We start from the raw sequence: 24,297 nt of genomic DNA on the forward strand, positions 1-24,297 counted from the left end.
GCTTTCGATCGGGGACAAGCTGGATTAGGGTCGCCAGCCCGACAAAGGAGCGAGCGCTGTTGTTGAGCCGAGACGCCGTCGACTACACCTCCCTGGCCTTCTGGACCCGACTGGCGGGTCGCGCCTTCGCGCGCAGCTGGGGCCGGGACGTGATGCTCTACACCGGCGGGGTGTCCTTTTTCGCGCTGCTGGCGGTGTTTCCCGCGATCGCCATCCTGATCGGCTTCTACAAGGTGGTCCTGACCACCGGCCAGGCGACGACACAGGCGGCTGCCCTGGCCGAGGCTCTACCCTATGCCGCGCGGACGGTGTTCGAAGGCGAGGTGACCCGCCTGACGACCGCTTCGGCGCGCAGCATCTCGGCCCAGAGCGCCGTGGCTTTGGTCATCGGCGCCTATGCCGCGCATAGGGGATTCAAGGCCTTGCTGGCTGGTTTGAACTTGATTCATGATGAGAAGGAGCCGCATGGCTTCTTCAAGTTCAACATGCTGGCCTTCGTGGTGGCTTTGTTCGCTTTTGGCCTGTTCACGCTCGTTTCGGGCGCGGTTGTGACGGCCCGCATCATGGAGCACGCTGCGGTCGGAGCCGCCACAGGCGGGCTCCATTGGGATCAGCTCTGGCCGCCGCTCGGCCTCGCCTTCGGCCTGACCTGTCTTTATCGATACGCGATGTCGCACAAAGTGCGGGTCGCCTGGGCGCCGGCGCTGGCCGGAGGGCTGGTCGCGACCGCGATGTCGATGGTTTTCTCCTGGCTTTGCGCCATCTATGTCGAGCAGATCGTGCATCTGGGCGCGACCTACGGTTCGGTGGGTGCCGTGGTGATTCTGCTCATCTGGCTGTCGTGGAACGTCAACGCCGTCTTCTACGGCGGGGCCTTCACCACCGAGCTGGAAATCCTGGCGCGCCGCGAGGCCGAGCGAAAGGCCGTTCTGGCCCGCGCCGATCGCGGCGTTGAACCGGCCGAAGTCGTCAGCCTGTCTTCGCGTCGGTCCGTACGGTGATGGTGAGGACGCCGTCCGTCTCGGTCACACCGATGACCTCGGCCCCCAGCTGAGCCGCCAGATGCGGCGCGTCGATACGCGCCATCGGGTCTGTGGCCAGCAGGATGACGGTCTCTCCCGGCATCGCAAGCGACAGCGCCTTGCGCAGTCGCAAGGTAGGGACCGGGCAGCGGTGTCCGCGAGCATCCACTTTTGTTTCGCTCATGACGGCGGGGTCAGTGTGTCGAGCATCAGGTCTAGCGCCACCTCGACCGCCGCCTGGCGGACCTGATCGCGGCCGAGGACGCCGAACCGGCGCTCCACGGTCTCGACCCGATCACCAAGCGCCACGCCAAACCACACCAAGCCGACGGGTTTTTCGGGCGAACCGCCTCCTGGGCCGGCGATCCCGGTGATGGAGATGGCCAGTACGTCCAGGGCGCCGGCGACGGCCCCGCGCGCCATGGCCTCCGCGGTCTCGCGCGACACCGCGCCATGCGCCTCGATCACCGCTGCCGGAACGCCGAGCAGCGCTGACTTGGCCTCATTCGAATAGGTGACGAAGCCTCGATCGACTGCCGAAGACGACCCGTCGATCGCCGTCAGCGCGCCGGCGACCAGACCGCCGGTGCAGCTTTCAGCCGTCCTCAGGCGCAGGCCGCGGGCCGTGGCGCGTCGGATGACGGCTTCAGCGCGATCGATGATCGGGGGTGCGAACATGTCGCCTCTCCAAGTTTCGCGAGTCGGGATAAGGGGAGATCGAGGGACCGTCCACGGGGGCGCGGTCCATACCACCGCTCTGCCGAGATCGCCGTATGACTGACGCCGTCGCCGACACCGCCGCGCCCGAGCCTGGCCTCACCCGGGGCGATCCGCTGACCCCGGCGCTGTTCGCCCTCGCGATCTTCCTGTCGGCGTCGCTGGTGTTCGCGGTGCAGCCGATGATCACCAAGCTGGTGCTGCCGACGCTCGGCGGGTCGCCGTCCGTCTGGAACACCGCCATGGTGTTTTTTCAGGCCGCGCTGCTGGCCGGTTATCTCTACGCCCACCTTCTGCAACGCGTGCGGTCGATAAAGGCGCAGGTAGGAATTCATCTGGCCCTGCTGCTTTTGGCCGCCTCCCTGCTGCCGCTGTCGATCAACGGCGCCCTCGGCGACCCGAACCCGGCCCAGCCGATCGTTTGGCTGCTCGGCACCCTGGCGATTTCGGTGGGCGCGCCTTTCGCCGTGCTGTCCGCCACCGCGCCACTTTTGCAGGCCTGGTTCGCACGGGTCCGGGCCGGCCACCACGACGGGCAGAATCCCTATGTGCTCTACGCCGCCAGCAACCTCGGCAGTTTCCTTGCCCTGATTTCCTATCCGGTGGTGATCGAGCCCCTGATGACGCTCAGCGGCCAGCGTTACGGCTGGACCGGGGGCTACGGCGCCTTCATCGTTCTGATCGCCGCGCTCGCCTTCGTCGTCTGGCGGCGACGCGCCGAGGGGCTAGCCGAGGCGCCGGTCCTGCCGCGCTCAGCGCCAATCCCCTGGCTGGAAAAGGGTCGGTGGGTTCTGCTAGCGGCCGCGCCGTCCAGCCTGATGCTGGGGGTCACTGCCCACCTCACCACGGACGTGGCGTCAGCACCCTTCCTATGGGTCATCCCGCTGGCGCTCTATCTGCTGACCTTCGTCATCGCTTTCCAGTCGCGACCGTGGATCCCGCTGTGGCTGACGCTGACGATCCAGGCGGCTCTGGTGGCGGCGTGCCTGGGGCTGCTGCCGTTCAAGACGGGCGAGTGGGCGGTGATCTTCGCCATCCACATCGCCACCTTCTTCTTCACGACGCTGATGTGCCACCAACTGCTGGCGGCGCGGCGTCCGGCCCCGGACCGGCTGACGGAATTCTATCTGCTGATGTCGCTGGGCGGCGTCGTGGGCGGGGCCTTCACGGCCCTGCTGGCGCCGGTCGTTTTCCAGACCGTGATCGAATACCCGCTTGTTCTGGTGCTCACGGCGCTGTTTCGGCCTTGGGGCAAGGGCCGGGCGACGTCGATCGAGTGGATGTGGCTGGCCCCCGTCGTCGTCATCTGTCTGGGGCCGCCGCTGGCGATCCAGTACGTGCTCCATAACCCCGAGGCGCTGTCGATCATCTCGGTTCAGGATATCGAGATGATCGCGCGCTTCCTCTACGGCGGGGCGGCCATCGCCGCCTTCATGATCCGGGACCGGGCGCTGTTGTTCGCCTGCGCCATCGCCATCGTCACCCTGTCGTCGCACCAGGTCGTCAGTCGATACGACTGGCTGCATACCGAGCGGAGCTTCTTCGGCGTCATGCGGGTCGCCGGGTTCAACGATCCGCAGATGGGCGGCAATGTTCACATGCTGATGCACGGGACGACCCTGCACGGAGCCCAGGCGCGCAATCCCGAATTCGCCTGCAGTCCCACGCTCTACTACTCGCGAACAGGACCGATCGGTCAGGTGACCGAGGCTGTCCAGCTTCGGCGTTGGGACAGCACGATCGGGGTGATCGGTCAGGGCTCGGGCGGGATGGCCGCCTATGTGCGTCCGGACGACCGAATGACCTTCTTCGAGATCGATCCTATGGTGGATCGACTTTCGCGCGACCCGAACTGGTTCAGCTTCATCAACGGCTGCGCCCAAGCTCCCGTTGACACGGTGCTGGGCGACGCGCGCCTGACCATCGAGCAACAGCCCGATCGCCAGTACGATCTGCTGCTGGTCGACGCCTTTTCCTCGGACGCAATTCCCACGCACCTGCTGACCGTCGAGGCGCTCCAGACCTATCTCAACAAGGTCAAGGAGAATGGGGTGGTGGTGCTGCATCTATCCAACCGCAACCTGGAGATCACCCAACCGGTCATCGCCGCGGCGCGTCGGCTTGGGGCGCCGGAGCTGCACCAACTGTACGGCGAAACCAACGAGGGCGGCGAGATGGCCGACGCCTCGGCCGAGGTGGTGATCCTGTCGCCGACCGAGCAGGGACTGGCCGAATTCCGAAGCGACCCGCGCTGGCGCACCATCGGCGACACGGAGGTGCGGCCCTGGACCGACGACTACGTCAACCTGTTCGGCTCCCTGATCCGCGAGGTTCAGACGCGATGACAGGGAAGAGCGGGTGGGATAGGCGTCTCGGCTGACGTTCGGCGGAGTTCCTATGGCCTACAGATCCCTGCGTGACTTCATCGACCGGCTGGAGGCGGCGGGCGAGCTGGTGCGGGTGTCCGAGCCGGTCTCGACCGTGCTGGAGATGACCGAGATCCAGACGCGTCTGCTGCGGAACGGCGGGCCGGCGGTTCTGTTCGAACGGCCGGTGAAGGCGGACGGGACGCCGTCGGACATTCCGGTGCTGGTCAATCTGTTCGGCACGGTGAAGCGGGTGGCCATGGGGGTTACTCTGGAGGGCCGCGAGCGGACCACGGCGGGCGAACTGCGCGAGGTGGGCGAGCTGCTGGCCTTCCTGCGCAATCCCGAGCCGCCGCGGGGCCTGAAAGACGCCTGGGAGATGCTGCCCCTGGCGCAGACTGTGATGGGCATGCGGCCGAAGACGGTGAAGAAGGCGCCGGTGCAGGAGGTGGTCGAGACCGGCGACCGGATCGATTTGGGGTCTCTCCCGATCCAGACCTGCTGGCCGGGAGAACCCGCGCCGCTGATCACCTGGGGCCTGGTGGTGACCAAGGGTCCGTCGGACGACCGCGAGGATAACTTCAACCTGGGCATCTACCGGATGCAGGTGCTGGGGCGCGACCGCGCCATCATGCGCTGGCTGGCCCACCGGGGCGGCGCCCAGCACTACGCCCGGCACAAGAAGGCCGGAAAACGCGAGCCGTTGCCGGTGGCGGTGGTGCTGGGGGCCGATCCCGGGACGATCCTGGCGGCGGTGACGCCGGTGCCGGACACCCTGTCTGAGTATCAGTTCGCCGGCCTGCTGCGCGGGGCCAAGGCCGAGCTGGTCGCCTGCAAGACCCAGCCCCTGATGGTTCCGGCCCAGGCCGAGATCGTGCTGGAGGGCGAGGTGCTTCTGGACGAGCACGCGGCGGAGGGGCCCTACGGCGATCACACCGGCTATTACAATTCGGTCGAGACCTTCCCGGTGTTCCGAGTGACGGCGATCACGCGGCGCAAGGACCCAATCTATCTGTCCACCTTCACCGGCCGGCCGCCGGACGAGCCCAGCGTGCTGGGCGAGGCGCTGAACGAGGTCTTCATCCCCCTGCTGCGCCAGCAGTTTCCGGAGATCGTGGACTTCTGGCTGCCGCCCGAGGGGTGCAGTTATCGGATCGCCGTGGTGTCGATGAAGAAGGCCTATCCCGGCCACGCCAAGCGGGTGATGCTGGGCGTGTGGAGCTATCTGCGGCAGTTCATGTACACCAAGTGGGTCATCGTCGTGGACCACGACATCGACGCCCGCGACTGGAAGGACGTGATGTGGGCCCTGTCCACCAAGATGGACCCGGCGCGCGACATCACCGTCATCGAGAACACCCCCATCGACTATCTGGACTTCGCCAGCCCGGAGAGCGGCCTGGGCTCCAAGATCGGCCTGGACGCCACCGACAAGTGGCCGCCCGAGACCAAGCGGGAGTGGGGCGAGGAAATCCGCATGGATGAGGCGGTGGTCCAGCGGGTCTCGGAGATGTGGGATCGGCTCGGGCTGCCGGGCGACGGCTCGCCGATATGGGAGTAAGGCGTCACGGCTGGACGCTGCTGGGCCCGGCGCTGTTCCTTCTGGTGATCTGGGCGGGGACTTATGTCGCCTACCGCGGCGAACACGGCGCCTCCAGGTCGCCCGACGGCCGAATGCATGTTGTCTATCCGACTTCGCGGATGGGTGACTTTGCCTATCAATTTTTCCAGCCGCTGCGGTGGCTGGAAGAGAGATATGCGGGCTCCACGTCCGAACGGCGCGAAGTCGCGTCACCAGACCTAGTGGGTGAGGCGGAATAGCCGAACTGGAATTCGGGCCAAGCGTCACCATATCAGAGCCATGAATCATCGACCAACGACACTCGAACGCGCCTATCAGCTGGCGGAGAGCGGCGAATGCGCCAGCGTCAGCGACATCAAGAAGCGGCTGATGGCCGAACACTACACCGACGTGCAGGGCCAGCTTTATGGCTCGGCTGTGACCACGGCCCTGCGAAAACTGACGGAGAAGGCGGCCGCGACCCGTACGGCGAGTGGCGGCCCGGATTAGCGACGAGGCATCACAGGTTGCGAACGCGCTGCCGGTAACCCTACCGTGTTACGCCCTGTGATTGGCCTTGGGCGGTCTGCACTGAAAGTCTGGGCTCCAAGGGGGCTCTGATAGGGAGACCAACGATGAGGAAGCTACGCACAATCATGTCGGGCCTCGCCGTCGCGGCGGCCTTGACCCTCACCGGCGGAGCCACCGCCAACAACCAGCCCGCCTGTGCGGCGGCCAACTGCGCCGGCTATTGCGAGTGCGTCTGGCAATGCTCGGCCAGCGGCCAGGGTGGCGACTGCTTGGAACGTTGCCAGAAACTGCAGCCCAAGGGCGTAATCTGCAACTGCGGCGTTAGTCCCTACTGACGCCATCGGCCGCGCCGGGCTGACCTCGGCGCGGCCTCCGTCCTGAGCTTTGCGGACGGCCTTGCCGTTCGACGACATCCGGGCCATGCCTTGGCCCATGCGAAGCGCCTTGATCGCCGCGGCCGTTGCCGCCCTAAGCCTGACCCTCCTGTCGTCGAGTCCCGTGATGTCCCAGACCCCGCCGCCCGTTTCCAACGCCGCGCCGTGGGATCAGGACTTCCTGCCGCCGGCGCCGGCGTGGGATGGGGCCAGCCGGTCGCTGCTGCGTGACACCGCCGATCCGTGGGTCACCGCCTTTGAGGCCGATTCCGAGCATGACTTCTCGCCAGACTACGCCGACACGCGCGCCTGGTTCGACCGGCTGGATGCGGCCTCGGAGTTGATCCGCATCGAGGCGTTCGGCGTGTCGCCTGAGGGTCGGCCCATTTACGCCGTGATCGCGTCCAAGGACGGCGCGACCTTTGATCCGGCCAAGCCGGTTCTGCTGGCCCAGGCCGGCATCCATCCGGGCGAGATCGACGGCAAGGACGCCGGCATGATGCTGCTCCGCGATATCGCCATGTACGGCAAGGACGGCTTGCTCGATCGGGTCAATCTGATCCTGGTGCCGATCCTGTCTGTGGATGGGCACGAGCGGGCGGGCGCCTATTCGCGCCCGAACCAGCGTGGGCCGCGCGTCCAGGGCTGGCGTCACACCGCGACCAACCAGAACCTCAACCGCGACTACATGAAGCTGGACCAGATCGAGATGCAGGCGGTGCGCGGCCTGATCCTGAAGTACCGGCCCGACCTCTATGTCGACATCCACGTCACCGACGGCCTGGATTACCAGTACGACGTCACCTACGGCTTCAACGGCGAGAACGGCGTGTGGAGCCGCAGTCCGGCCACGGCGCGCTGGCTGGACGACACCTTCAAGCCGGCCATGAACGCGGCGCTGGAAGGGCAGGGGCATATCCCTGGCGAGCTGGTCTTCGGCATCGACGATGCGAACCCCAGGGCGGGGCTATCGGACGGGGGCCTCGGCGAGCGCTTTTCAAACGGCTGGGGCTCGGCGGCGCATGTGCCGACCATCCTGATCGAGAACCACAGCCTGAAGCCGCATGAGCAGCGGGTGCTGGGAACCTACGTCTTCCTGGAAGAGGCGATGCGCCTCCTGGCTGAACAGGGCGCCGACCTGCGCCGCGCCGTGGCCGAGGACAGCGCATTGCGTCCTGAACAGGTGCCGGCCAATTTCGAGAGCGATCCCGAGCCGGCCTACACCCGCGCCTTCAAGGGCATCCGCTATGACACCTATCGCAGCGAGGCGTCCGGGCGCGACGAAATCCGCTGGCTGGGCGAGCCCGACCCCGAGTTGTGGCAGGTGCCCTTCTACGTGTCCCGTCCCACCCTCATGCTGGATCGGCCCCAGGCCTATTGGGTTCCGGGCCATCGGCCGGACCTGATCGAGCGGCTGCGCCTGCACGGCGTGACGATGGAGACGCTGGACGCTCCGCGGACCGTGACCGTCGACATGCTGCGGCTGGTGGATCCGGTGGTGTCGGCCCGCACCAACGAGGGCCATGTGCCGATCTCCGTCAAGACGGTCGAAGCCGAGCGTCGCAACTGGGCCTTCCCGCCCGGCTCGGTCCGTGTCTCGACGGATCAGCCCCTCGGGGACGTGGCCGTGCTGTTGCTGGAGCCGCAATCGTCGGAGGGCTTCTTCGCCTGGGGCATGATCCCCGAGGTGCTGAACCGGGTCGAATACATGGAGGCCTACGCCATCGCGCCCCTGGCCGACCGCATGCTGGCCGCCGATCCCGCCCTGAAGGCCGAGTTTGAAACCAAGCTGGCGGCCGAGCCGGACTTCGCCGCCGATGGCGACGCGCGGCTGCAGTGGTTCTATGAGCGGACGCCCTATTACGACGACCGGTATCGCCTCTATCCCATCGCGCGGGAGACCTGACGGTGGACGGGGTCACCGCCTCGGCTCAGGCCGCAGCGCTGTGGGCGGGCCTGGGCATGCTGCTGCTGCTGGGGCTGTCCAGCCTGGTGGTGCGGCGGCGTCGTCGGCATCTGGTGGCGTTCGGCGACGGCGGTGTGCCGGAGTTGGCCCAGGCCATCCGGGCCTTCGGGAACGCCACCGAATATCTGCCGGTCGGCATAGCCGCGCTGGTGCTGCTGGCCGTGCTCTCGGCCCCGGCTTATCTGATCCACGGCCTGGGCGGCGCCCTGCTGTTCGGGCGTGTGGTTCATGCGGCTGGGCTGATCTTCCTGCCTTCGTCGTCGATCGGCCGGGTGGTCGGGATGATGTTCACCTGGATGCCTCTGCTGATCACCGCCATCGTGCTGATCGCCTACGCCGTGGTCTGACGCGTTGCGCTGACGGGACGGCCCGGCCATATCGGGGCATGGCTTCTGACACATCCACTGATTTGCTCCCCGACCTGATCCAGCGCGCCCTCAAGGGCGGCGCCGACGCCGCCGAGTGCGTCTTCGCCGATCGCAGCACACTGTCGGTGGGGGTCAGAAACGGGGCCCTGGAATCGGTCGAGCGCGAGGAGAGCCGCGACCTGGGCCTGCGCGTCTTCATCGGCCGGCGGCAGGCGACGGTGTCCGCCTCGGACCTGTCCGAGCGGACGCTGGAGAGACTGGTAGACAGGGCCGTGGCCATGGCGAAGCTGGCCCCTGAAGATCCCTATTCCACGCTGGCGCCCGAGGATCGGCTGGCGCGCGGCCCGCACCGCGATCTGGACCTGTTCGACGGGGTGGAGCGATCGGCCGAACAGCTTGAGGCCGCTGCGGTCGAGGCAGAGGCGGCGGCACGCGCCGTGGACGGCGTAGCCAAATCCGAAGGCGGCGAGGCCAGCTGGTCCGAGGGGACTTGGCGGCTGGTCACCTCTCATGGGTTCGACGGGCGGCATCGCGGATCGTCCCACGCGCTGGGCGTCGGCGTCATCGCCCAGAAGGACGGCGGGGGCATGGAGCGCGGCAGCGAAAACCGCGCCACGCGGCACCTGACCGACCTGCCCGGCGCCCACTGGATCGGCGAGCAGGCGGGACATCGCGCCGTCGCCCGCCTGGGCCCGCGCAAGATCGGCTCGACCACCGCGCCGGTGATCTTCGACAATCGGGTCTCGGGCCAGATCATCTCGCCCCTGGTCCAGGCCATGTCGGGCGCCGCCGTGGCGCGCGGCGTCAGCTTCGTGAAGGATCGGCTGGGCCAGCCGGTGTTGTCGGACGGCGTCACCCTGATCGACGATCCGTTCCGGCCGCGCGGGCTGGGCTCGACGCCCTTCGACGACGAGGGGGTCGAGGTGGAACGGCGCGAGCTGGTCACCAAGGGCGTGATCAACACCTGGCTGCTGAACACGGCGGCCGCGGCGCAACTGGGCCTCGAAACAACCGGTCATGCCTCGCGCGGCGGCGCTGGCGCGGCCGGCGTGTCGAGCCACAATCTCCATGTCGAGCCGGGCGAGCACGACCTCGCCGGCCTCATGCGTGAGGCGGGCAGGGGACTGGTGGTTACCTCAATGTTCGGGCCGTCGCTGAACCCCAACACTGGCGACTGGTCGGCGGGGGTGTCGGGCTACTGGTTCGAGGACGGCGAGCGGGCCTATCCGGTCAGCGAGGTCACGGTCGCGGGCCCCCTGACGGAGCTCTACAAGCGGCTGGTGGTGGGCTCCGACCTGGAGTTCCGCTCCAGCTTCAACACGCCCAGCCTGTTGATCGACCGCGTCGCCATCGCGGGCAAATGAGCGCTGAGCTTCTCGACGACCTGGCGCTGATCCGCGCCGCCGCCGCCGAGGCCGGCGCCCTGGCGCTGAGCGAGCGGGCGAAAGGGCTCGATATCCGCTCCAAGCCCGGCGGATCACCCGTGACCAGCGCCGACCTCAAGGTCGACGCCCTGCTGCGGAATCGCCTGCTGAGCGCGCGCCCCGATTATGGCTGGCTGTCGGAAGAGACGGCCGACGCCCCGGAGCGGCTGACCCGGCGACGAATCTTCGTGGTCGACCCCATCGACGGCACGGTCGCCTTCATGAAGGACCGGCCGTGGTGGTGCGTGCCCATCGCTGTCATCGACGGAGACCAACCGGTCGCGGCGGTGATCCATGCCCCGGCCCTGAACGAGACCTTCGAGGCGACCCTGGGCGGCGGCGCCCGACTGAACGGCCAGCCCATCGCGGCGGCGGACGTCGCCAGCCTGGATGACGCCTCGGTGCTGGCCGACGCCCGGATCCTGGAAGGACCGCAATGGGTCGAGCCGTGGCCGCCGATGCGGTTCGAACGCCGCAACGCCATCGCCTACCGTATGGCTCTGGTGGCGTCCGGCGCCTTCGATGCCACCCTGGCCCTGACGCCGAAATGGGACTGGGACATCGCCGCCGGCGCTCTGGTGGCGACCGAGGCCGGTGCTCTGGTCACCGATCATCACGGTCGCCCGTGGGCCTTCAACCGGGCCGATCCGCGCCAGCCCAGCATCGTCTGCGCCGCCGCCGGCGTGCATCCGCTGATCGTCCAGCGCACCCGGTCGATTCCGCTCGCGCTCTAGGCTCGCCAGTCGCGTTTCACCACGCTAGAACAGCCCTTCCGCCCTCTCGCTCCCCCGAGACATGACATGACCCGACGCCTGATCCTTCTCGCCGCCGCCAGCCTGATCGTGGCCGCCTGTTCTCGGGGCGAGGCGACCCCGGACGCCGAGGCCGCCCTGGTGGTCGGCGCCACCGCCGTTCCGCATGCCGAAATCCTGGAATTCATCGAGCCGCTGATGGCGGAGCGCGGTGCTCCGATCGAGGTTCGGGTTTTCAACGACTACGTTCAGCCGAATGTCCAACTTGCGGAGGGCCGGATCGACGCCAACTATTTCCAGACCAAGCCCTATCTGGATGAGTTCAATGCCGCGCGCAGCACGAACCTGGTGACGGTTGCGGGGGTGCATGTGGAGCCGCTGGGCGCTTATTCGCGCCGTCACGCCTCAATCGAGGCGGTGCCGAACGGGGGCGAAGTGGCCTTGCCCAACGACGCCTCGAACACCGGGCGCTCGCTACTGCTGCTTCAGAGCGCGGGGCTAATCCAGTTGCGAGACGGCGACAACCCGCTGCAGACCGTGCGCGACATCACCGGCAATCCCAAGGGCCTGACCTTCCGCGAGATTGAGGCGGCGACCATCCCCCGCATTCTCGACCAGGTCGATCTGGCGGTGATCAACACCAACTACGCGCTGGATGCGGGGCTAAATCCACGCACCGACGCTCGCGCTCTTGAGGGCGGCGACAGCCCCTATGTGAACTATCTGGTCGCCCGGCCCGAGGACACCAACGACCGCCGCATCCAGACGCTGGCGGAGGTGCTGCGCAGCCAGGAGGTGCGCGACTTCATCGCCGAGAAATACGACGGGGCGGTGATCCCGGCGGCCTGAGCCTAGTCGCCGCTTTCCGGGACCGGATAGACTTCCGGCTTCATGACCTTGGCCAGAGCGATCAGGTTGCGGGCGGCATTGCGGCCGACGCGGTCGGAATAGTCGTGCCCCTGATCGGTCTCGACATAGTCAGGACCAGGGCCCGGGCCGAGGTGCCAGTAGGTCCAGGACTGGCCCGGGATAGTGAAGCCCATGTCGATCAGGCCCTGACAGACCGTGGCGACAATATTGTGGGCGCCGTCTTCGTTGCCGGTGATGACCACACCGGCCACCTTGCCAAACGCGACCGGGCGACCCGAGTGGTCGGTTTCAGCGAACCAGGCGTCCATGCGCTCCAGGGCGCGCAGGCAGACGCTCGACATCTGCCCCAGCCAGGTCGGGGTGGCGAAGACCACGATGTCAGCGGCCTTGAGCTTTTCGTCCACGTCCGGCCACTGATCGCCGTCGCCCTCGTCGCCGGTGACCCCGGGCTTGATGTCCAGATCGACCAGCCGGATCAGTTCGACCTCGGCGCCGCCCTTCTCCAGTTCGGCGAACACCACCTTGGCCAGCGCCTCTGTCGACGAGGTCGCCGGCGACGGCTTCAGGGTGCAGTTCAGGACGACGGCCTTCATGGGCTCTCCTCGCTCAGGATGATCGAAGAGAAGCGCCGCCTCGCCGGGGATGTTCCCGCGAACCCCCTAGCGCGGCAGCAGGCTAAGAGGATCGATGGGCGTGGGGTCGTCGCCCTGCATTCGGCGGGTCTCGAAGTGCATGGAGGGGCGGCCGTCGCCGGCGGTCAGGCCCACCGTGCCGATCTGCTGGCCCTGACGCACCTCGTCGCCGTCCTCGACCAGGCTTGAGCCGAGATGGCCGTACACACTGCGCCAGCCGTCGGCGTGGATCAGGAGCACGACCAATCCCTGACCGACCAGATCATCGCCGACATAGGCCACCCGCCCGGCGGCGGCGGCGTTGACCGGGGCGCCGGCCGAAGCGCCGATATTTATGCCGTTGTTGCGCTCGCCGGTGCCGACCGGGCCGAACCGGCGGATGACCTCGCCGCGCACGGGCCATTGGAACACACCGCGACCATCTGCCGAATCGCTGACCGGCGCCGGAGCGGCGGGATTGCCCGAGGGCGGCGGAGGCGGCGGGGGCGGGGCGGCGCCGTTGGGGACGCGCACGCCGCGAGGCGACGGGCCGGTGGCGTAGGGATCGCGTCCGGTGTCGACGGCGCTGTCGGGCAGGATCAGGGTCTGGCCCTGGGTCAGGGCGCCGCGCGGACCTAGGCCGTTCAGATCAATAAGGATCTGCACCGGCGTCTGAAAGCGCCGGGCGATGCCGGACAGGGTGTCGCCGGTCTGGATCAGATAGCCGGCTCCGGGCGTCATGGAGGCAGGCTCGGCCGGACGCCATTCGGGGGGTGGCGTTGCGGGCGGTGCGGTCGTGGGCGGCGGCGATTGGGGCCAGGTGGGGGTCGGATCCGTGGTCGGCGGCAGGGCCTCGGCCTCGATCGGATCGACGGGCATGGGGCGCGGCGGGACGATGTCGTCCGGCGCGGGCGGCGTGTCGGGCTGCTCGGCCGGCGGGGGCGTATAAGGCCGCGGCTGCGCTGGTGGCTCGGCGTAGATCGGATAGCGAGGACCCTCGGGATAGGTGCTGCACGCCGCCGCCGCCAGGGTCAGGACCACAAGACCCGCCGCGCGCGCCGCCCAGGCGCCGAGACGCCGCTCCATCCGGGCCATGCGCCCCTCCGTCCGCTGAATCGTCGTGACCCCCGATGTGCCCCGACAGAGGATCGAAGCCAACAGGGTAAACCGCTCGTTTTTTGGGCGCAGAGGTTAACGGGCGCGGTTCGCGAGCGCCTGATCCGAGACAAAGGGGTTGGTCTGGCGCTCGCGGCCGAATGTCGAGCCGGGGCCGTGGCCGGGGACGAAGGCCACGTCGTCGCCCAGCGGCCAGAGCTTGGTCTGGACTGAGGTCAGCAGGGCCTCGTGGTCGCCCTGGGGGAAGTCGGTGCGGCCGATCGAGCCCTGGAATAGCACGTCCCCGACCTGGGCGAAGCGGGCCTCGCGGTTGAAGAAGATCAGGTGGCCGGGGGTGTGTCCGGGGGTGTGATAGACCTCCCAACGGGTCTCGCCGACCTGGAGGGTGTCGCCTTCGTCCAGCCAGCGGTCGGGGGTGAAGCTGCGCAGGCCCGGGATGCCGTACATCTGGCCCTGTTGCGGGATGCCGTCGATCCAGAACTGATCGGCAGGGTGGGGGCCTTCGATCGGCGCGCCGGTCTTTTCGGCCATCTCGGCGGCGCCGCCAGCATGGTCGAGGTGGCCGTGGGTGATCCAGATCTTCTCCACCGTCAGGCCGCGCCGGGCGACCTCGACCAGCACCTTGTCGACCTCACCGCCGGGATCGATAACTGCAGCCTTGAGTGTCTTCAAACACCAGACGACCGTGCAGTTCTGTTGCAGCGGCGTGACCGGGGCGATGAAGGCGGCGATGGGAGTGGGGGAGGAGGCCATGCCGCTGACATAGCGGCGTGGCGGGTCGGGGCAAGCGGCGGCGTCGCTCCACATTGACCTTCCGGGGGCAAATCGACATAAGAGCCGCCTTCCGAAGCGAGCCGCCGGCGCGCCCGAGCGTCCGCGCGCGCCCCTTAGGTCTCGTCCCATCCTTCGCCGCCCGTGCGGCCCGTCCCCGAAGCGTCACCCATGCAAGTCGTCGAAAAGTCCACCGAAGGCCTCAGCCGCGTTATCGCCGTCACCGTGCCGGCCACCGAGCTGAACGCGAAGCTGGACGCCAAGATCAAGGAAGTGCAGCCGCAGCTGCGCCTGAAGGGATTCCGTCCGGGCAAGGTGCCGCCGTCGCACGTGCGCAAGACCTTCGGCCGCGACCTGATGGGCGAGATCGTCAACACCACGCTGAACGAGACCAGCCAGAAGGCCCTGGACGAAGCCAAGGTGCGCCCCGCCGCCCCGGCCGAGATGAAGCTGACCAGCGACATGGACAAGGTCGTCGCCGGCCAGGAGGACCTCTCTTACGAAATGTCGCTGGAGGTGATGCCGGACTTCACCCCGGTCGATCCCAAGAAATTGAAACTGACCCGCCCGGTTTATGAGGCCTCGGACGCCGACATTGACGAGGCGCTGAAGGATCTGGCCGGACAGGCCAAGACCTACGAAGACAAGAAGGGCAAGGCCGTGAAGGCCGCCGACGGCGACCAGGTCACCATCGATTTCGTCGGCAAGCTGGACGGCGAAGTGTTCGAGGGCGGTTCGGCCGAGGACGCCAATCTGGTGATCGGCTCCAACCAGTTCATCCCCGGCTTCGAAGAGCAGCTGAAGGGCGCCAAGGTCGGCGACGAGAAGGTCCTGAACGTGACCTTCCCCGAGCAGTATCAGGCGGCCCATCTGGCCGGCAAGGCCGCGACCTTCGACGTCACCGTCAAGGCCATCAAGGCGCCCAAGGACGCCGAGCTGAACGACGAACTGGCCACGCGCCTGGGCCTCGAATCGCTGGACAAGCTGAAGGAGCTGCTGGGCCAGAACCTGAACCAGCAGTACCAGCGGATGTCGCGTTTCAAGCTGAAGCGCGCGCTGCTGGACCAGCTGGACGAGGGTCACGACTTCGCCCTGCCGCCCAAGATGGTCGACGCCGAGTTCGAGGGCATCTGGCAGCAGGTCGAGGCCGACAAGAAGGCCGACCGCTTGTCGGACGAGGACAAGAAGAAGTCCGACAAGAAGCTGAAGGAAGAATACCGCAAGATCGCCGAGCGCCGCGTGCGTCTGGGCCTGGTGCTGGCCGAGATCGGTCGCGCCAACAATGTCCAGGTGACCGATCAGGAGCTGAACAACGCCCTGATGGCCGAAGCCCGCAACTATCCGGGCCAGGAGAAGCAGGTGCTGGACTTCTACCGCCAGAACCCGAACGCCGCCGCCCAGATGCGCGCCCCGATCTACGAGGAGAAGGTCTGCGACCTGGTGTTCGGCCAGGCCAAGGTGACCGACGAGCCGATCTCCAAGGACGACCTGCTCAAGGACGAAGACGAGGACTGATCGTCGCGGCCATGTGTCGCTGCCGACAGCGGCGACATTACAAAACCTTAGGTTGACCTCGCGTCGAACGCGGCCGAGGCTGCCCGGGGCTGGGGAGCCATGTCGGTAGAAGGTTCAAGCCATGTCTCTGATTTCGTTGGTCGCGGCGGCGGGTCTGCTCGCGACCCAGCCCCAGGCCGTGCCGCCAATCGATGACGACACGACGGTGCTGGACGAAATCGTCGTGGAAGGGCGTCAACTCGACACCTACGTCCGGGATTTCGTCAACGAGATCGCGGCGCCGGCCCGCCGTCGCGGTCTGGCCCGGTGGCATTCGAACTTGTGCGTGGGGGTCGTCAATCTGCGCCCGGACACCGCGCAGGCCATTGCCGATCGCGTATCCGGCGTGGCCCAAGAGCTGGGGCTGACGCCGGGCGATCCGGGCTGTAGCCCCAACATCTTCATCATCGCGGCCGAAGACGGACGCGCAGTAGCTGATCAGTGGGTTCAGCGCGAGCCCAGCACCTTCAGGCTGGGGTCATCGGCGACGGATCTCGGCGCCAGCGCACTGCGCGCCTTCCAGGATGAAGAACGGCCGGTGCGGTGGTGGGTGACCAGCATGCCGATCGATTCCGATACCGGCACGATCGCCATACGCCTGCCGGGCCAGACGAATTCGGCGACGGGAGGGCCAGACGCGCCGGTCATCGACCGCTTCGCGGCCTCCCGCCTGTCGAGCCAGATCCGCGACGACATCGTTCGCGCCTTCGTCATCATCGACATCGATCAGATGCGCGGAAAGACGGTGGCGCAACTCGCCGACTACGCCGCCATGGTGACGCTTGCCCAGATTGACCCCGACGCCACCGTGGACGGCTATCGCACGATCCTGGGCCTGTTTTCGGACGAGGACGCGCCGTCGGGATTGACCGACTGGGACATGACATACCTCAGGGCGCTGTATGCAACCCACCCGCCGAGGGTCAATCCAGGCAGCCAGGTATCTGCTGTCACTAACGAGGTCATCTCGTCGCGTCGTGAGGCCGGTCGCGAGGATGCCGAGGCCGAGCAAAACTGATCTTCTTGCCCCTGTCGCTCCTTGGGCCCGAGGATGATCATTGGCCGCGTTGCAAATCATCGGCTGCCCCCCTAGGTTCCGCGCCTTGCTTTCGGGGGCGGCGCATGGCGCGCCCCTTCGTGCCTGCCTGGAGCCGACATGCCCGCCGACGGACTTTCCACCACTCTTATTCAGTTCCTGCCGTTCATCGCGATCTTCGTGCTGTTCTATTTCATGCTGATCCGGCCCCAGCAGAAGCGCGTGAAGCAGCACCAGGCGATGGTGTCGGGCATCAAGCGGGGCGACACGGTGGTGATGTCCAACGGCATGGTCGGTAAGGTCACCCGCGTTGAGGACGCCGAAGCCATGGTCGAGATCGCCCAGGGCGTGAATGTCCGGGTCATCAAGTCGATGGTGTCGGAAGTCCGCACCAAGGGTCAGCCCGTCATCGCCAACGACACCAAGGCCTGAGCGTCTCGCTTGGCCGGCCCGGATAAGCACTGATGGTCAATATCGCCCGCTGGAAAGTGATCCTGGTCCTGGTGGCCGCCGCTTTCGCGATCCTGTTCGCCCTGCCCAACATGCTGACCGCGGACCAGCGCGCGGCGCTGCCGGGGTTTCTGCCTAAGAACACGTTGAACCTGGGCCTCGACCTACAGGGCGGATCCTACCTTTTGCTCGAGGTCGATACGGGCGAGCTTCAGCAAAGCCGGGTCGAGAACCTGGTCGAAGATGCCCGGGTGACCCTGCAGGAAGCCGGGGTCGGCGTGGCCTCGATCGCCCCTCAGGCGGACGGCGCCGTTATCACCCTGTCCGACGCCTCGGCCCAGGACGCGGGCGTCGAGGCTCTGCAGAACCTTGTGCGACTGGGCACCCAGGGGGTGGCCGACCGCGCGGTCCAGCGCATCGGCGACAACCGCATTCGCTTCACATTCACGCGTCAGGCGCTGGACGGCATGGGGCCGCAGGCGGTGGATCAGGCCATCGAGGTGGTTCGCCGCCGCGTCGATAGCCTGGGCACACGTGAGCCCTCCATTACCCGCCAGGGCGCCAACCGCATCGTGGTCCAGGCCCCGGGGGAGAGCGATCCGGCCCAGCTTGAGCGGGTGATCGGCCAGACGGCTCAGCTGACCTTCCAGATGGTCGACGTCGACAACTCCGTCGCCGAGGCTCAGGCCGGCCGGGTGCCGCCGGACGCCGAACTGCTGATCAACGAAGAATTGGGCCAACCGATGCTGGTCAAGCGTCGGGTGCTGGTCTCTGGCGAAAACCTGACCCACGCCTCGGTCGGATCGGATCAATCGGGTCGTCCGGCCATCGACTTCCGCTTCGATTCGCAGGGGTCTCGTCGATTTGGTGAGGCCACCAGCCAGAACGTGGGCCGACCCTTCGCCATCATTCTGGACGGCAATATCATCTCGGCCCCGACGATCATCTCTCCGATTCTGACCGGTTCGGGCCAGATCACGGGGTCGTTCACGATCGCGCAGGCGTCCGAGCTGGTGAATCTGCTGAACGGCGGCGCCCTGCCGGCGCCGCTGAATGTCGAGGAGCGCCGCACGGTGACCGCCGAGCTGGGCGCCGACGCGGTGGCGGCCGGCGCGATCTCCACCGCCGTGGGGGCGGTGATCATCGTGGTGTTCATGATCCTGGCTTATGGCTTCCTGTTCGGCGGCATCTCGGTAATCGGCCTGGTGTTGAACGGTCTGCTGATCATCGCCGCCATGTCGATGACCGGCGCGACCCTGACCCTGCCGGGCATCGCCGGTCTGATCCTGACCTTCGCCGTGGCCGTCGACGCCAACGTGCTGATCTATGAGCGTATGCGCGACGAGGCGCGCCAGGGTCGATCGGTAATCGCCTCGATGGACGCGGGCTTCAACAAGGCGATGGGCACCATCATCGACGCCAACCTCACCACGCTGGTCGCGGCCATGATCATGTTCGTCTTCGGGGCCGGTCCGGTGCGGGGCTTCGCGTGGACCCTGACCATCGGCGTGTTCACCTCGATGTTCTCTGCGGTGATGGTGTCGCAGGTGCTGCTGGCCTACTGGCTCAAGACCGCCAAGCCGAAGAAACTGCCGATCTCGGAGGCGGCGTGATCATGCGTGGATGGCCCCTCATCAAGCTGCTGCCGCAGAAGACGAACTTCCGCTTCGTTCGCTACGCCCCGATCATGGGCGTTATTTCGGCGGTGGTTTGCGCCGCGTCCATCGTGGCCTGTTTCTATCCCGGCCTGAATATGGGCATCGACTTCCGCGGCGGCGCGTCGCTTGAGGTCGCCAAGCCCGCCGGACAGGTGCTCGACCTCGGCGCGGTGCGCGATGCGGTCGGCGAAACTGGTCTTGGCGACGTCCAGGTCCAAGGCATCGACAGCGAATCCAACGCCATCGTCCGCTTCCAGATTCCCGAGGGCGAGGACCAGACCGAGGTGGTTCAGCGCGTGGAGGCGGCCATTTCCGACGCGGTCGGCGAGGTGACCTATTCCGGGGTCAGCGTGGTCGGCTCCAAGGTGTCCGGCGAGCTGTTCATGTCCGGCATGCTGGCGCTGGGTTCGGCCGTAGTGTTGATGTTCCTCTATATCTGGTTCCGGTTCGAGCCTCAGTTCGGCTTCGGCGCCATCGCTGGCCTGGTGCACGATGTGATCCTGACGTTTGGGGTCATCGCCCTGTTCCGGCTGGAGTTCAGCCTGAACATGGTGGCGGCCATCCTGACCGTGATCGGCTATTCGATGAACGACACCGTCGTGGTGTTCGACCGCCTCCGCGAGAACCTGCGCAAGTACAAGACCATGCCGCTGCGCGAGGTGATCGATCTGTCGATCAACGAGACGCTGAGCCGCACCATCATCACCGGCATCACCGCCATCATGGTGCTGGCGGCATTGGCCCTGCTGGGCGGCGAGGCGCTGTTCGGCTTCTCCATCGCCCTGATGATGGGCATCATCATCGGCACCTATTCCTCGATCTACGTCGGCACGCCGATCATCCTGCTGTGGGGTGTGAAGCGCGGCGGCGCGGTCGAGGAGGCCGAACCGATCAAGCTGGGCATGGCCAGCCGGCCCTGAGGTCGGCGTCTCTCCTGGGGAATGGGGAACGCAGTTGTCTGACAGGGGGCTCAGTCGCATCGCATTCGCCAGCATCGTCGCCGGTGTAGGCGCGCTGCTCGTCGCGGTCGTCTGGGGCGGATGGCATTATCAAGGCTATGATCATGCGCGCCAGTACATCAGCGAACTCGGCGCGACGGGAGCGCCGACGGGCGGCGTTGTCAGCCAGTGGGGCTTTGTCCCGAACGGACTGCTGGTCACGGTCTTCTTCATCATGGCCGCGTGGATTCTTCGGCGAAGCGCCTTGGCGGTGGTCGCCTGCATTCTTCTCGCCATGAACGGGATCGGGATGACCGGAGCGGGGGTCTATCCCTGCGATTTCGAGTGCAGCCGCGCCGATCCGTCGCCCGCGGCCATGCTGCACGATCTGTTCGCCGTCCTCGGCTACCTGTGCGCCATCCTCGGTGTGTTGCTCCTCTCGCTGTGGGCCGCGATCAGCCGTGCCCGATGGCTGGCGGCGATCGGGTTCGTGGCCCTGGCCGCGAATATCGTCGGCTTTCCCGCCATTGTCGCCGAGGTTGAACTGGTCGGCCTGTATCAGCGCGGCATGGAAACGACCCTCGGGCTCTTCATGCTGGCGTTCGGCTGGTCGTTGATGAACAGTTTACGACCGGCCGCTGCGCCGACGTGAACAGCGACCTCGATGACCGGGTTCGAGAGGCTGACATCGACAGATGGCTGGCCAGCCGGCTGGTTGTCGATCCGGAGGCGCGAGCGCAGCTGATCGCCCTTTACGCCTTCGAGGCGGAGTTGGCGGCGATCCCGACGCGCGTCAGCCAGCCGCTGCTCGCCGAGATGCGCTTCACCTGGTGGCGGGACCAGCTGGGCGACCTGTTCGCAGGGCGGCCGAGGAAGGGGCATCCCGTGCTGGAGGCCTTGGCTCCGGTCATCGCTCGCGCCGAACTGCGTAAGGACGCGTTCGACGACCTGATCGAGGCTCACATCGGCCGCGTCCGGCGTGAGCCCCATGATCTTGACGCCCTTTTCGTCGGACCGATGCAGGCGGCGGTCCGCATTCTGGCCGGATCGGGACATGACGATGCGGTCGTCGATGCGGCGCGTGTCCGCGGCCTGGTCCTGACGGGGAAGCGTGACGAAGCCACCGCGCTGCGCCCGACGGCCAATCGCGCCTTGAGAACCCTGCCCCCTGCGGCCTTTCCCGCCGTCGCCGTCGCCAGCCTGCGCGACCCGGATGCCCCGGAACCGCTCAAGCGTCTGCGCCTGATCGCAGCGAGCGTCCGAGGGCAGATCTAGGCGAAACCGCCCGATCAGCAACTGTTTGCGGCGAACGAGCGTATCTGAGCCATGACCGTGTCCAGACGTCACCTTCTCCTGTCCGCCGGCGCCATGACGCTGGCGGGCTGCACCCCGGAGGCTGCCCAGGCCAGCGAGGCTCGCTATGCGAACTCGCCGTTTCGTCGGATGACGGCCGCCCAGTGGCGCGAGCGGCTGCCGGCGGCCAGCTATCGCGTGCTGCGCCAGGCGGGAACGGAGCGTCCCTTCACCAGTCCGCTTGATGACGAGAAAAGGACCGGGACCTTCGTCTGCCGAGGCTGCGACTTGCCGCTGTTCCGCTCAGACTGGAAGTACGACAGCCGCACCGGCTGGCCCAGCTTCTGGCAGGTAATGGCCGACAACATCAGCACCAAGACCGACTTCGATATCGGCATTCCGCGCACGGAGTATCACTGCGCCCGCTGCTTGGGGCATCAGGGCCATGTGTTCGACGATGGCCCGCGCCCGACCGGTAAGCGCTACTGCAACAACGGCGTGGCGCTGAAGTTCGTACCGACCTAGGCGCCGTCTCGCGCCGCGCGTGCGGACTCGATCGTCGCGCCAAAGATCACGGCCCCGATGACCACCAGCAGGCCGAAGCTGACGCCGGGAAAGATCATCGGCAGGGCGGAGCTCAGGATCAGGATGCCGGGATAGATCGAGGCCCAGACGGCCGCATCCGGCGCTTCCGCGCTGACTAGCGGACGCCGCTCGGTCTTCATCAGCTTGCGGGCCAGGGGCTGCAGCAGGATGTAAGCGATCACGACCACAACAGCAGTGACGATGTGCCGCCACCACGGCTGGTCGCCGCCGTATACGGTCACCGACGCGATCACGAGCAGGAAGGCGAACGCGGTGGCGACGGCGAGGAGGCCATTCGGCCCAATGCGGTTCAAGACTTCACCTTCACATAGCTGCCGGGGGCGGGCTCCAACGCGGGGAGGGGACCCTTGGCGGGATCGCGGGCCGGAATCCAGTCACCCGACTTCTCATGCAGCCATGTCGCCCAGTGGGTCCACCAACTGCCCGGATGTTCGACCGCGCCGGCCTGCCAGTCGGCCAGGCTGTCGGGCAGATCGTCGTTGATCCAGTGATTGTACTTGTTGGCGTCGGGCGCGTTGACCACGCCCGCGATGTGGCCCGATCCGGCCAGGGTGTAGGTCACGTCCGCGCCGCGGAAGGCCTGGGCCGAGCGATAGACCGAGTTCATCGGCGCGATGTGGTCCTCGCGGCTGGCCTGGAAATACAGGGGGATGGTGACCTTCGACAGGTCGACGGTCTCGCCGCCGATGACGAATTGGCCCTGGGTCAGGGCGTTGCGGCCGTACATCTGGCGCAGATAATCCAGGTGCAGCTTCTTGGGCATTCGGGTCTGGTCGGCGTTCCAGAACAAAAGGTCGAACACCGGGGGCGCCTTGCCCATCAGATAGTTGGACACGAAGAACGACCAGATCAGGTCGTTGGCCCTCAGCGCATTGAAGGTGTCGGCCATGGCCGCGCCAGGCAGCACACCGCCGGCCGCATCCATCTGTTGCTCGATCTCGGAGAGCCAGTGCTCATCGGTGAAGAGCAACAGATCGCCGGCCTCGTGGAAATCGTGCTGGGCGGCGAAGAAGGTCGCCGAGGAAACCGGTTGGACCCCCGTCTGGGCCATGTGCGCCAGAGCCGCGCCCAACAGAGTGCCGCCGATGCAGTAGCCGACGGTGTTGATCCTCGCGGAGCCGGTCTGCTCCATCACCTTGGAGACCGCGGCGTAGATGCCCTTCCTCAAATATTCGTCGAAGCCGTAGGCGGCCTTGTCGACATCTGGATTGACCCAGGAGCAGACGAAGACGGTGAAGCCCTGGGCGGAAAGCCAGCGGATCATCGAGTTCGCCGGCTGCAGGTCCAGAATGTAGAACTTGTTGATCCAGGGCGGGAAGATCAGCAGCGGCACCGCGCGCTGTTTATCGGTCACGGCGTCGTACTGGATCAGCTCGAACAGGTCATCGCGCCAAACCACCTGGCCCGGCGCGGTGGCGACATTCTCGCCGACGACGAAGCGGCCATAGTCGGCCTGGCTGATCTTCAGCTTGCCGCGCCCGCGCTCCATGTCCTCGGCGAAGTTCTGCATCCCCTTGACCAGGCTCTCGCCATTGGTCTCGGCCAGCGCCTTCAGCGCCGCCGGGTTAGAGGCGAGAAAGTTGGCGGGCGAGAAGGCGTCGGTCAGCAGCTTGGTGAAGAACTCGGCCCTCCGCTTGGTGCGCGGATCGACGCCCTCGACCCCGGACACCAGCCCGTTCATCCAGTCGGCGGTGATCAGATAGGACGACTTGATCGCCTCGAAGGCCGGATTCTCGCTCCAGGCCGGATCCTTGAACCGCTTGTCGGTGGCCTTGGGAGCCTCGACGGCCTCGCCGGCCATGCGGCGGGTGGTGGTGGACCACAGTTCCATATAGCGGCCGAACAGATCGGCCTGGGCGGCGAAAAGCTTTTCGGGCCGGGCGGCAAGGCCGGTCATCACCTCGGTCATGGCCGGGGCGATGTTCATGGGGTCGGCCGAGGGCAGGGCGCCCGGCGCGGCGCGGCCGGCCTGGGCCATAGCCGCCTCAGCCAGGGCCGCCTGAGCCGTCATCGCCGCCTTGGCCAGATTGACCGAAAGGGTCTCTAGCATCGCCTGATGCTCGGCGCCGGGGAAGGCGGCGGACATCCCAGCGGTTGGCGCGCCGCCGGGACGGGCTTCGGGAACGAGTTCCGGCTTCGGCGCCTCCGGAGGCGCCTTGGGCGACGGGGCGGCCACGAGCGTATCGGATTTCGACGCCTTCGCCTTGGCAGCCTTCGGCGTCTTGCGCTTGGCCGAGGTGGGGCGGCCGGCCTTGCGGGGCGGGCGCGGCGTCTCGGGGGCGTCGGCCATGGGCGGATCCTCTCGGGGCTCGG

Annotated in this window: 25 protein-coding genes; 18 read left to right on the plus strand and 7 right to left on the minus strand. The window is 67.0% G+C overall.

Annotated features, from left to right (window positions below):
- Positions 1-62: 62 nt before the first annotated feature.
- Positions 63-1,001, plus strand: a complete 939-nt coding sequence (locus EES48_RS04335) for a YihY/virulence factor BrkB family protein (RefSeq protein ID WP_240623218.1) — start codon at positions 63-65, stop codon at positions 999-1,001.
- Here the strand turns inward: EES48_RS04335 and EES48_RS04340 are convergent.
- Together EES48_RS04340 and EES48_RS04345 are read right to left on the minus strand one after the other, a co-directional pair.
- Positions 970-1,206, minus strand: a complete 237-nt coding sequence (locus EES48_RS04340; protein ID WP_122465181.1) for a sulfurtransferase TusA family protein — start codon at positions 1,204-1,206, stop codon at positions 970-972. The two genes, EES48_RS04335 and EES48_RS04340, sit on opposite strands and share 32 nt — an antisense overlap.
- On the minus strand, positions 1,203-1,700 hold the full coding sequence (locus tag EES48_RS04345; RefSeq protein ID WP_122465182.1) for a CinA family protein: 498 nt from the start codon (positions 1,698-1,700) through the stop codon (positions 1,203-1,205). The genes EES48_RS04340 and EES48_RS04345 overlap by 4 nt, the downstream gene beginning before the upstream one ends.
- A gap of 95 nt (positions 1,701-1,795) precedes the next feature.
- Here EES48_RS04345 and EES48_RS04350 point away from each other — a divergent pair, with 95 nt between their 5' ends.
- The 9 genes from EES48_RS04350 (at position 1,796) to EES48_RS04390 (ending at position 11,930) form a co-directional block, all read left to right on the plus strand.
- Positions 1,796-4,084, plus strand: a complete 2,289-nt coding sequence (locus EES48_RS04350; RefSeq protein ID WP_122465183.1) for a fused MFS/spermidine synthase — start codon at positions 1,796-1,798, stop codon at positions 4,082-4,084.
- Between the two features lie 52 nt (positions 4,085-4,136).
- Complete coding sequence (locus EES48_RS04355) at positions 4,137-5,666, plus strand: UbiD family decarboxylase (RefSeq protein ID WP_122465184.1); 1,530 nt, start codon at positions 4,137-4,139, stop codon at positions 5,664-5,666.
- Positions 5,667-5,966: 300 nt separating this feature from the next.
- Positions 5,967-6,176, plus strand: coding sequence for a hypothetical protein (locus EES48_RS04365; protein WP_122465186.1), 210 nt, complete (start codon positions 5,967-5,969; stop codon positions 6,174-6,176).
- A gap of 125 nt (positions 6,177-6,301) precedes the next feature.
- The gene (locus tag EES48_RS14765) at positions 6,302-6,532 is read left to right on the plus strand and encodes a hypothetical protein (protein ID WP_162998013.1); all 231 of its coding nucleotides are present in this window, start codon (positions 6,302-6,304) and stop codon (positions 6,530-6,532) included.
- A gap of 97 nt (positions 6,533-6,629) precedes the next feature.
- Entirely contained in the window at positions 6,630-8,477 is a 1,848-nt protein-coding gene (locus EES48_RS04370) for a M14 family metallopeptidase (protein ID WP_122465683.1), read from the plus strand.
- Positions 8,478-8,479: 2 nt separating this feature from the next.
- Positions 8,480-8,884: an MAPEG family protein gene (locus EES48_RS04375; protein WP_122465187.1), complete on the plus strand. Its 405-nt coding sequence runs from the start codon at positions 8,480-8,482 to the stop codon at positions 8,882-8,884.
- Between the two features lie 38 nt (positions 8,885-8,922).
- Positions 8,923-10,269, plus strand: coding sequence for a TldD/PmbA family protein (locus EES48_RS04380; protein WP_122465188.1), 1,347 nt, complete (start codon positions 8,923-8,925; stop codon positions 10,267-10,269).
- Complete coding sequence (locus EES48_RS04385; protein ID WP_122465189.1) at positions 10,266-11,063, plus strand: 3'(2'),5'-bisphosphate nucleotidase CysQ; 798 nt, start codon at positions 10,266-10,268, stop codon at positions 11,061-11,063. Before EES48_RS04380 ends, EES48_RS04385 begins: the two co-directional genes overlap by 4 nt.
- 66 nt (positions 11,064-11,129) lie before the next feature.
- Positions 11,130-11,930 (plus strand): MetQ/NlpA family ABC transporter substrate-binding protein, encoded by an 801-nt coding sequence (locus tag EES48_RS04390; protein ID WP_122465190.1) that lies wholly within the window; start codon positions 11,130-11,132, stop codon positions 11,928-11,930.
- Positions 11,931-11,932: 2 nt separating this feature from the next.
- Here the strand turns inward: EES48_RS04390 and EES48_RS04395 are convergent, their stop codons facing one another.
- From EES48_RS04395 to EES48_RS04405, 3 genes are all read right to left on the minus strand, one after another.
- Complete coding sequence (locus EES48_RS04395) at positions 11,933-12,544, minus strand: flavodoxin family protein (RefSeq protein WP_122465191.1); 612 nt, start codon at positions 12,542-12,544, stop codon at positions 11,933-11,935.
- 66 nt (positions 12,545-12,610) lie between these two features.
- Positions 12,611-13,657, minus strand: a complete 1,047-nt coding sequence (locus EES48_RS04400; RefSeq protein ID WP_240623219.1) for a M23 family metallopeptidase — start codon at positions 13,655-13,657, stop codon at positions 12,611-12,613.
- A 96-nt stretch (positions 13,658-13,753) separates the two neighbouring features.
- Positions 13,754-14,431, minus strand: coding sequence for an MBL fold metallo-hydrolase (locus EES48_RS04405; protein ID WP_122465685.1), 678 nt, complete (start codon positions 14,429-14,431; stop codon positions 13,754-13,756).
- A gap of 189 nt (positions 14,432-14,620) precedes the next feature.
- Here EES48_RS04405 and tig point away from each other — a divergent pair, with 189 nt between their 5' ends.
- The 8 genes from tig (at position 14,621) to msrB (ending at position 21,903) form a co-directional block, all read left to right on the plus strand.
- Entirely contained in the window at positions 14,621-15,964 is a 1,344-nt protein-coding gene (gene tig / locus EES48_RS04410) for a trigger factor (RefSeq protein ID WP_122465192.1), read from the plus strand.
- A gap of 205 nt (positions 15,965-16,169) precedes the next feature.
- Positions 16,170-17,021, plus strand: a complete 852-nt coding sequence (locus EES48_RS04415; protein ID WP_205679349.1) for a hypothetical protein — start codon at positions 16,170-16,172, stop codon at positions 17,019-17,021.
- Between the two features lie 138 nt (positions 17,022-17,159).
- On the plus strand, positions 17,160-17,471 hold the full coding sequence (gene yajC / locus EES48_RS04420) for a preprotein translocase subunit YajC (RefSeq protein ID WP_122465194.1): 312 nt from the start codon (positions 17,160-17,162) through the stop codon (positions 17,469-17,471).
- A gap of 32 nt (positions 17,472-17,503) precedes the next feature.
- Positions 17,504-19,102, plus strand: coding sequence for a protein translocase subunit SecD (secD, locus tag EES48_RS04425; RefSeq protein ID WP_122465195.1), 1,599 nt, complete (start codon positions 17,504-17,506; stop codon positions 19,100-19,102).
- Positions 19,099-20,067 (plus strand): protein translocase subunit SecF, encoded by a 969-nt coding sequence (secF, locus tag EES48_RS04430; protein ID WP_122465196.1) that lies wholly within the window; start codon positions 19,099-19,101, stop codon positions 20,065-20,067. Before secD ends, secF begins: the two co-directional genes overlap by 4 nt.
- Positions 20,068-20,101: 34 nt before the next feature.
- Positions 20,102-20,737, plus strand: a complete 636-nt coding sequence (locus EES48_RS04435; protein ID WP_122465197.1) for a DUF998 domain-containing protein — start codon at positions 20,102-20,104, stop codon at positions 20,735-20,737.
- Entirely contained in the window at positions 20,734-21,360 is a 627-nt protein-coding gene (locus EES48_RS04440) for a squalene/phytoene synthase family protein (protein ID WP_122465198.1), read from the plus strand. Before EES48_RS04435 ends, EES48_RS04440 begins: the two co-directional genes overlap by 4 nt.
- Before the next feature lie 51 nt (positions 21,361-21,411).
- Positions 21,412-21,903: a peptide-methionine (R)-S-oxide reductase MsrB gene (gene msrB, locus EES48_RS04445; RefSeq protein WP_122465199.1), complete on the plus strand. Its 492-nt coding sequence runs from the start codon at positions 21,412-21,414 to the stop codon at positions 21,901-21,903.
- On the opposite strand, the gene EES48_RS04450 is transcribed toward msrB, so the two are convergent.
- Both EES48_RS04450 and phaC read right to left on the minus strand, forming a co-directional pair.
- Positions 21,900-22,277: a hypothetical protein gene (locus EES48_RS04450; protein ID WP_122465200.1), complete on the minus strand. Its 378-nt coding sequence runs from the start codon at positions 22,275-22,277 to the stop codon at positions 21,900-21,902. The genes msrB and EES48_RS04450 overlap by 4 nt on opposite strands.
- Positions 22,274-24,274, minus strand: coding sequence for a class I poly(R)-hydroxyalkanoic acid synthase (gene phaC / locus EES48_RS04455; protein WP_122465201.1), 2,001 nt, complete (start codon positions 24,272-24,274; stop codon positions 22,274-22,276). Before phaC ends, EES48_RS04450 begins: the two co-directional genes overlap by 4 nt.
- Positions 24,275-24,297: the final 23 nt, after the last annotated feature.

Origin of the sequence: Brevundimonas lutea, from assembly GCF_003704105.1 — a bacterium.
GTDB classification, from domain to species: Bacteria; Pseudomonadota; Alphaproteobacteria; order Caulobacterales; family Caulobacteraceae; genus Brevundimonas; species Brevundimonas lutea.

Coding starts and splice junctions, on each gene's coding strand:
- EES48_RS04405 (WP_122465685.1), bottom strand. CDS start 14,431: ATGGCCTCCTCCCCCACTCCCATCGCCGCCTTCATCGCCCCGGTCACG.
- EES48_RS04355 (WP_122465184.1), top strand. CDS start 4,137: ATGGCCTACAGATCCCTGCGTGACTTCATCGACCGGCTGGAGGCGGCG.
- EES48_RS04370 (WP_122465683.1), top strand. CDS start 6,630: ATGCGAAGCGCCTTGATCGCCGCGGCCGTTGCCGCCCTAAGCCTGACC.
- msrB (WP_122465199.1), top strand. CDS start 21,412: ATGACCGTGTCCAGACGTCACCTTCTCCTGTCCGCCGGCGCCATGACG.
- EES48_RS04390 (WP_122465190.1), top strand. CDS start 11,130: ATGACCCGACGCCTGATCCTTCTCGCCGCCGCCAGCCTGATCGTGGCC.
- EES48_RS14765 (WP_162998013.1), top strand. CDS start 6,302: ATGAGGAAGCTACGCACAATCATGTCGGGCCTCGCCGTCGCGGCGGCC.
- yajC (WP_122465194.1), top strand. CDS start 17,160: ATGCCCGCCGACGGACTTTCCACCACTCTTATTCAGTTCCTGCCGTTC.
- EES48_RS04365 (WP_122465186.1), top strand. CDS start 5,967: ATGAATCATCGACCAACGACACTCGAACGCGCCTATCAGCTGGCGGAG.
- EES48_RS04395 (WP_122465191.1), bottom strand. CDS start 12,544: ATGAAGGCCGTCGTCCTGAACTGCACCCTGAAGCCGTCGCCGGCGACC.
- EES48_RS04340 (WP_122465181.1), bottom strand. CDS start 1,206: ATGAGCGAAACAAAAGTGGATGCTCGCGGACACCGCTGCCCGGTCCCT.
- tig (WP_122465192.1), top strand. CDS start 14,621: ATGCAAGTCGTCGAAAAGTCCACCGAAGGCCTCAGCCGCGTTATCGCC.
- EES48_RS04385 (WP_122465189.1), top strand. CDS start 10,266: ATGAGCGCTGAGCTTCTCGACGACCTGGCGCTGATCCGCGCCGCCGCC.
- EES48_RS04400 (WP_240623219.1), bottom strand. CDS start 13,657: ATGGCCCGGATGGAGCGGCGTCTCGGCGCCTGGGCGGCGCGCGCGGCG.
- EES48_RS04350 (WP_122465183.1), top strand. CDS start 1,796: ATGACTGACGCCGTCGCCGACACCGCCGCGCCCGAGCCTGGCCTCACC.
- EES48_RS04380 (WP_122465188.1), top strand. CDS start 8,923: ATGGCTTCTGACACATCCACTGATTTGCTCCCCGACCTGATCCAGCGC.
- secD (WP_122465195.1), top strand. CDS start 17,504: ATGGTCAATATCGCCCGCTGGAAAGTGATCCTGGTCCTGGTGGCCGCC.
- EES48_RS04345 (WP_122465182.1), bottom strand. CDS start 1,700: ATGTTCGCACCCCCGATCATCGATCGCGCTGAAGCCGTCATCCGACGC.
- phaC (WP_122465201.1), bottom strand. CDS start 24,274: ATGGCCGACGCCCCCGAGACGCCGCGCCCGCCCCGCAAGGCCGGCCGC.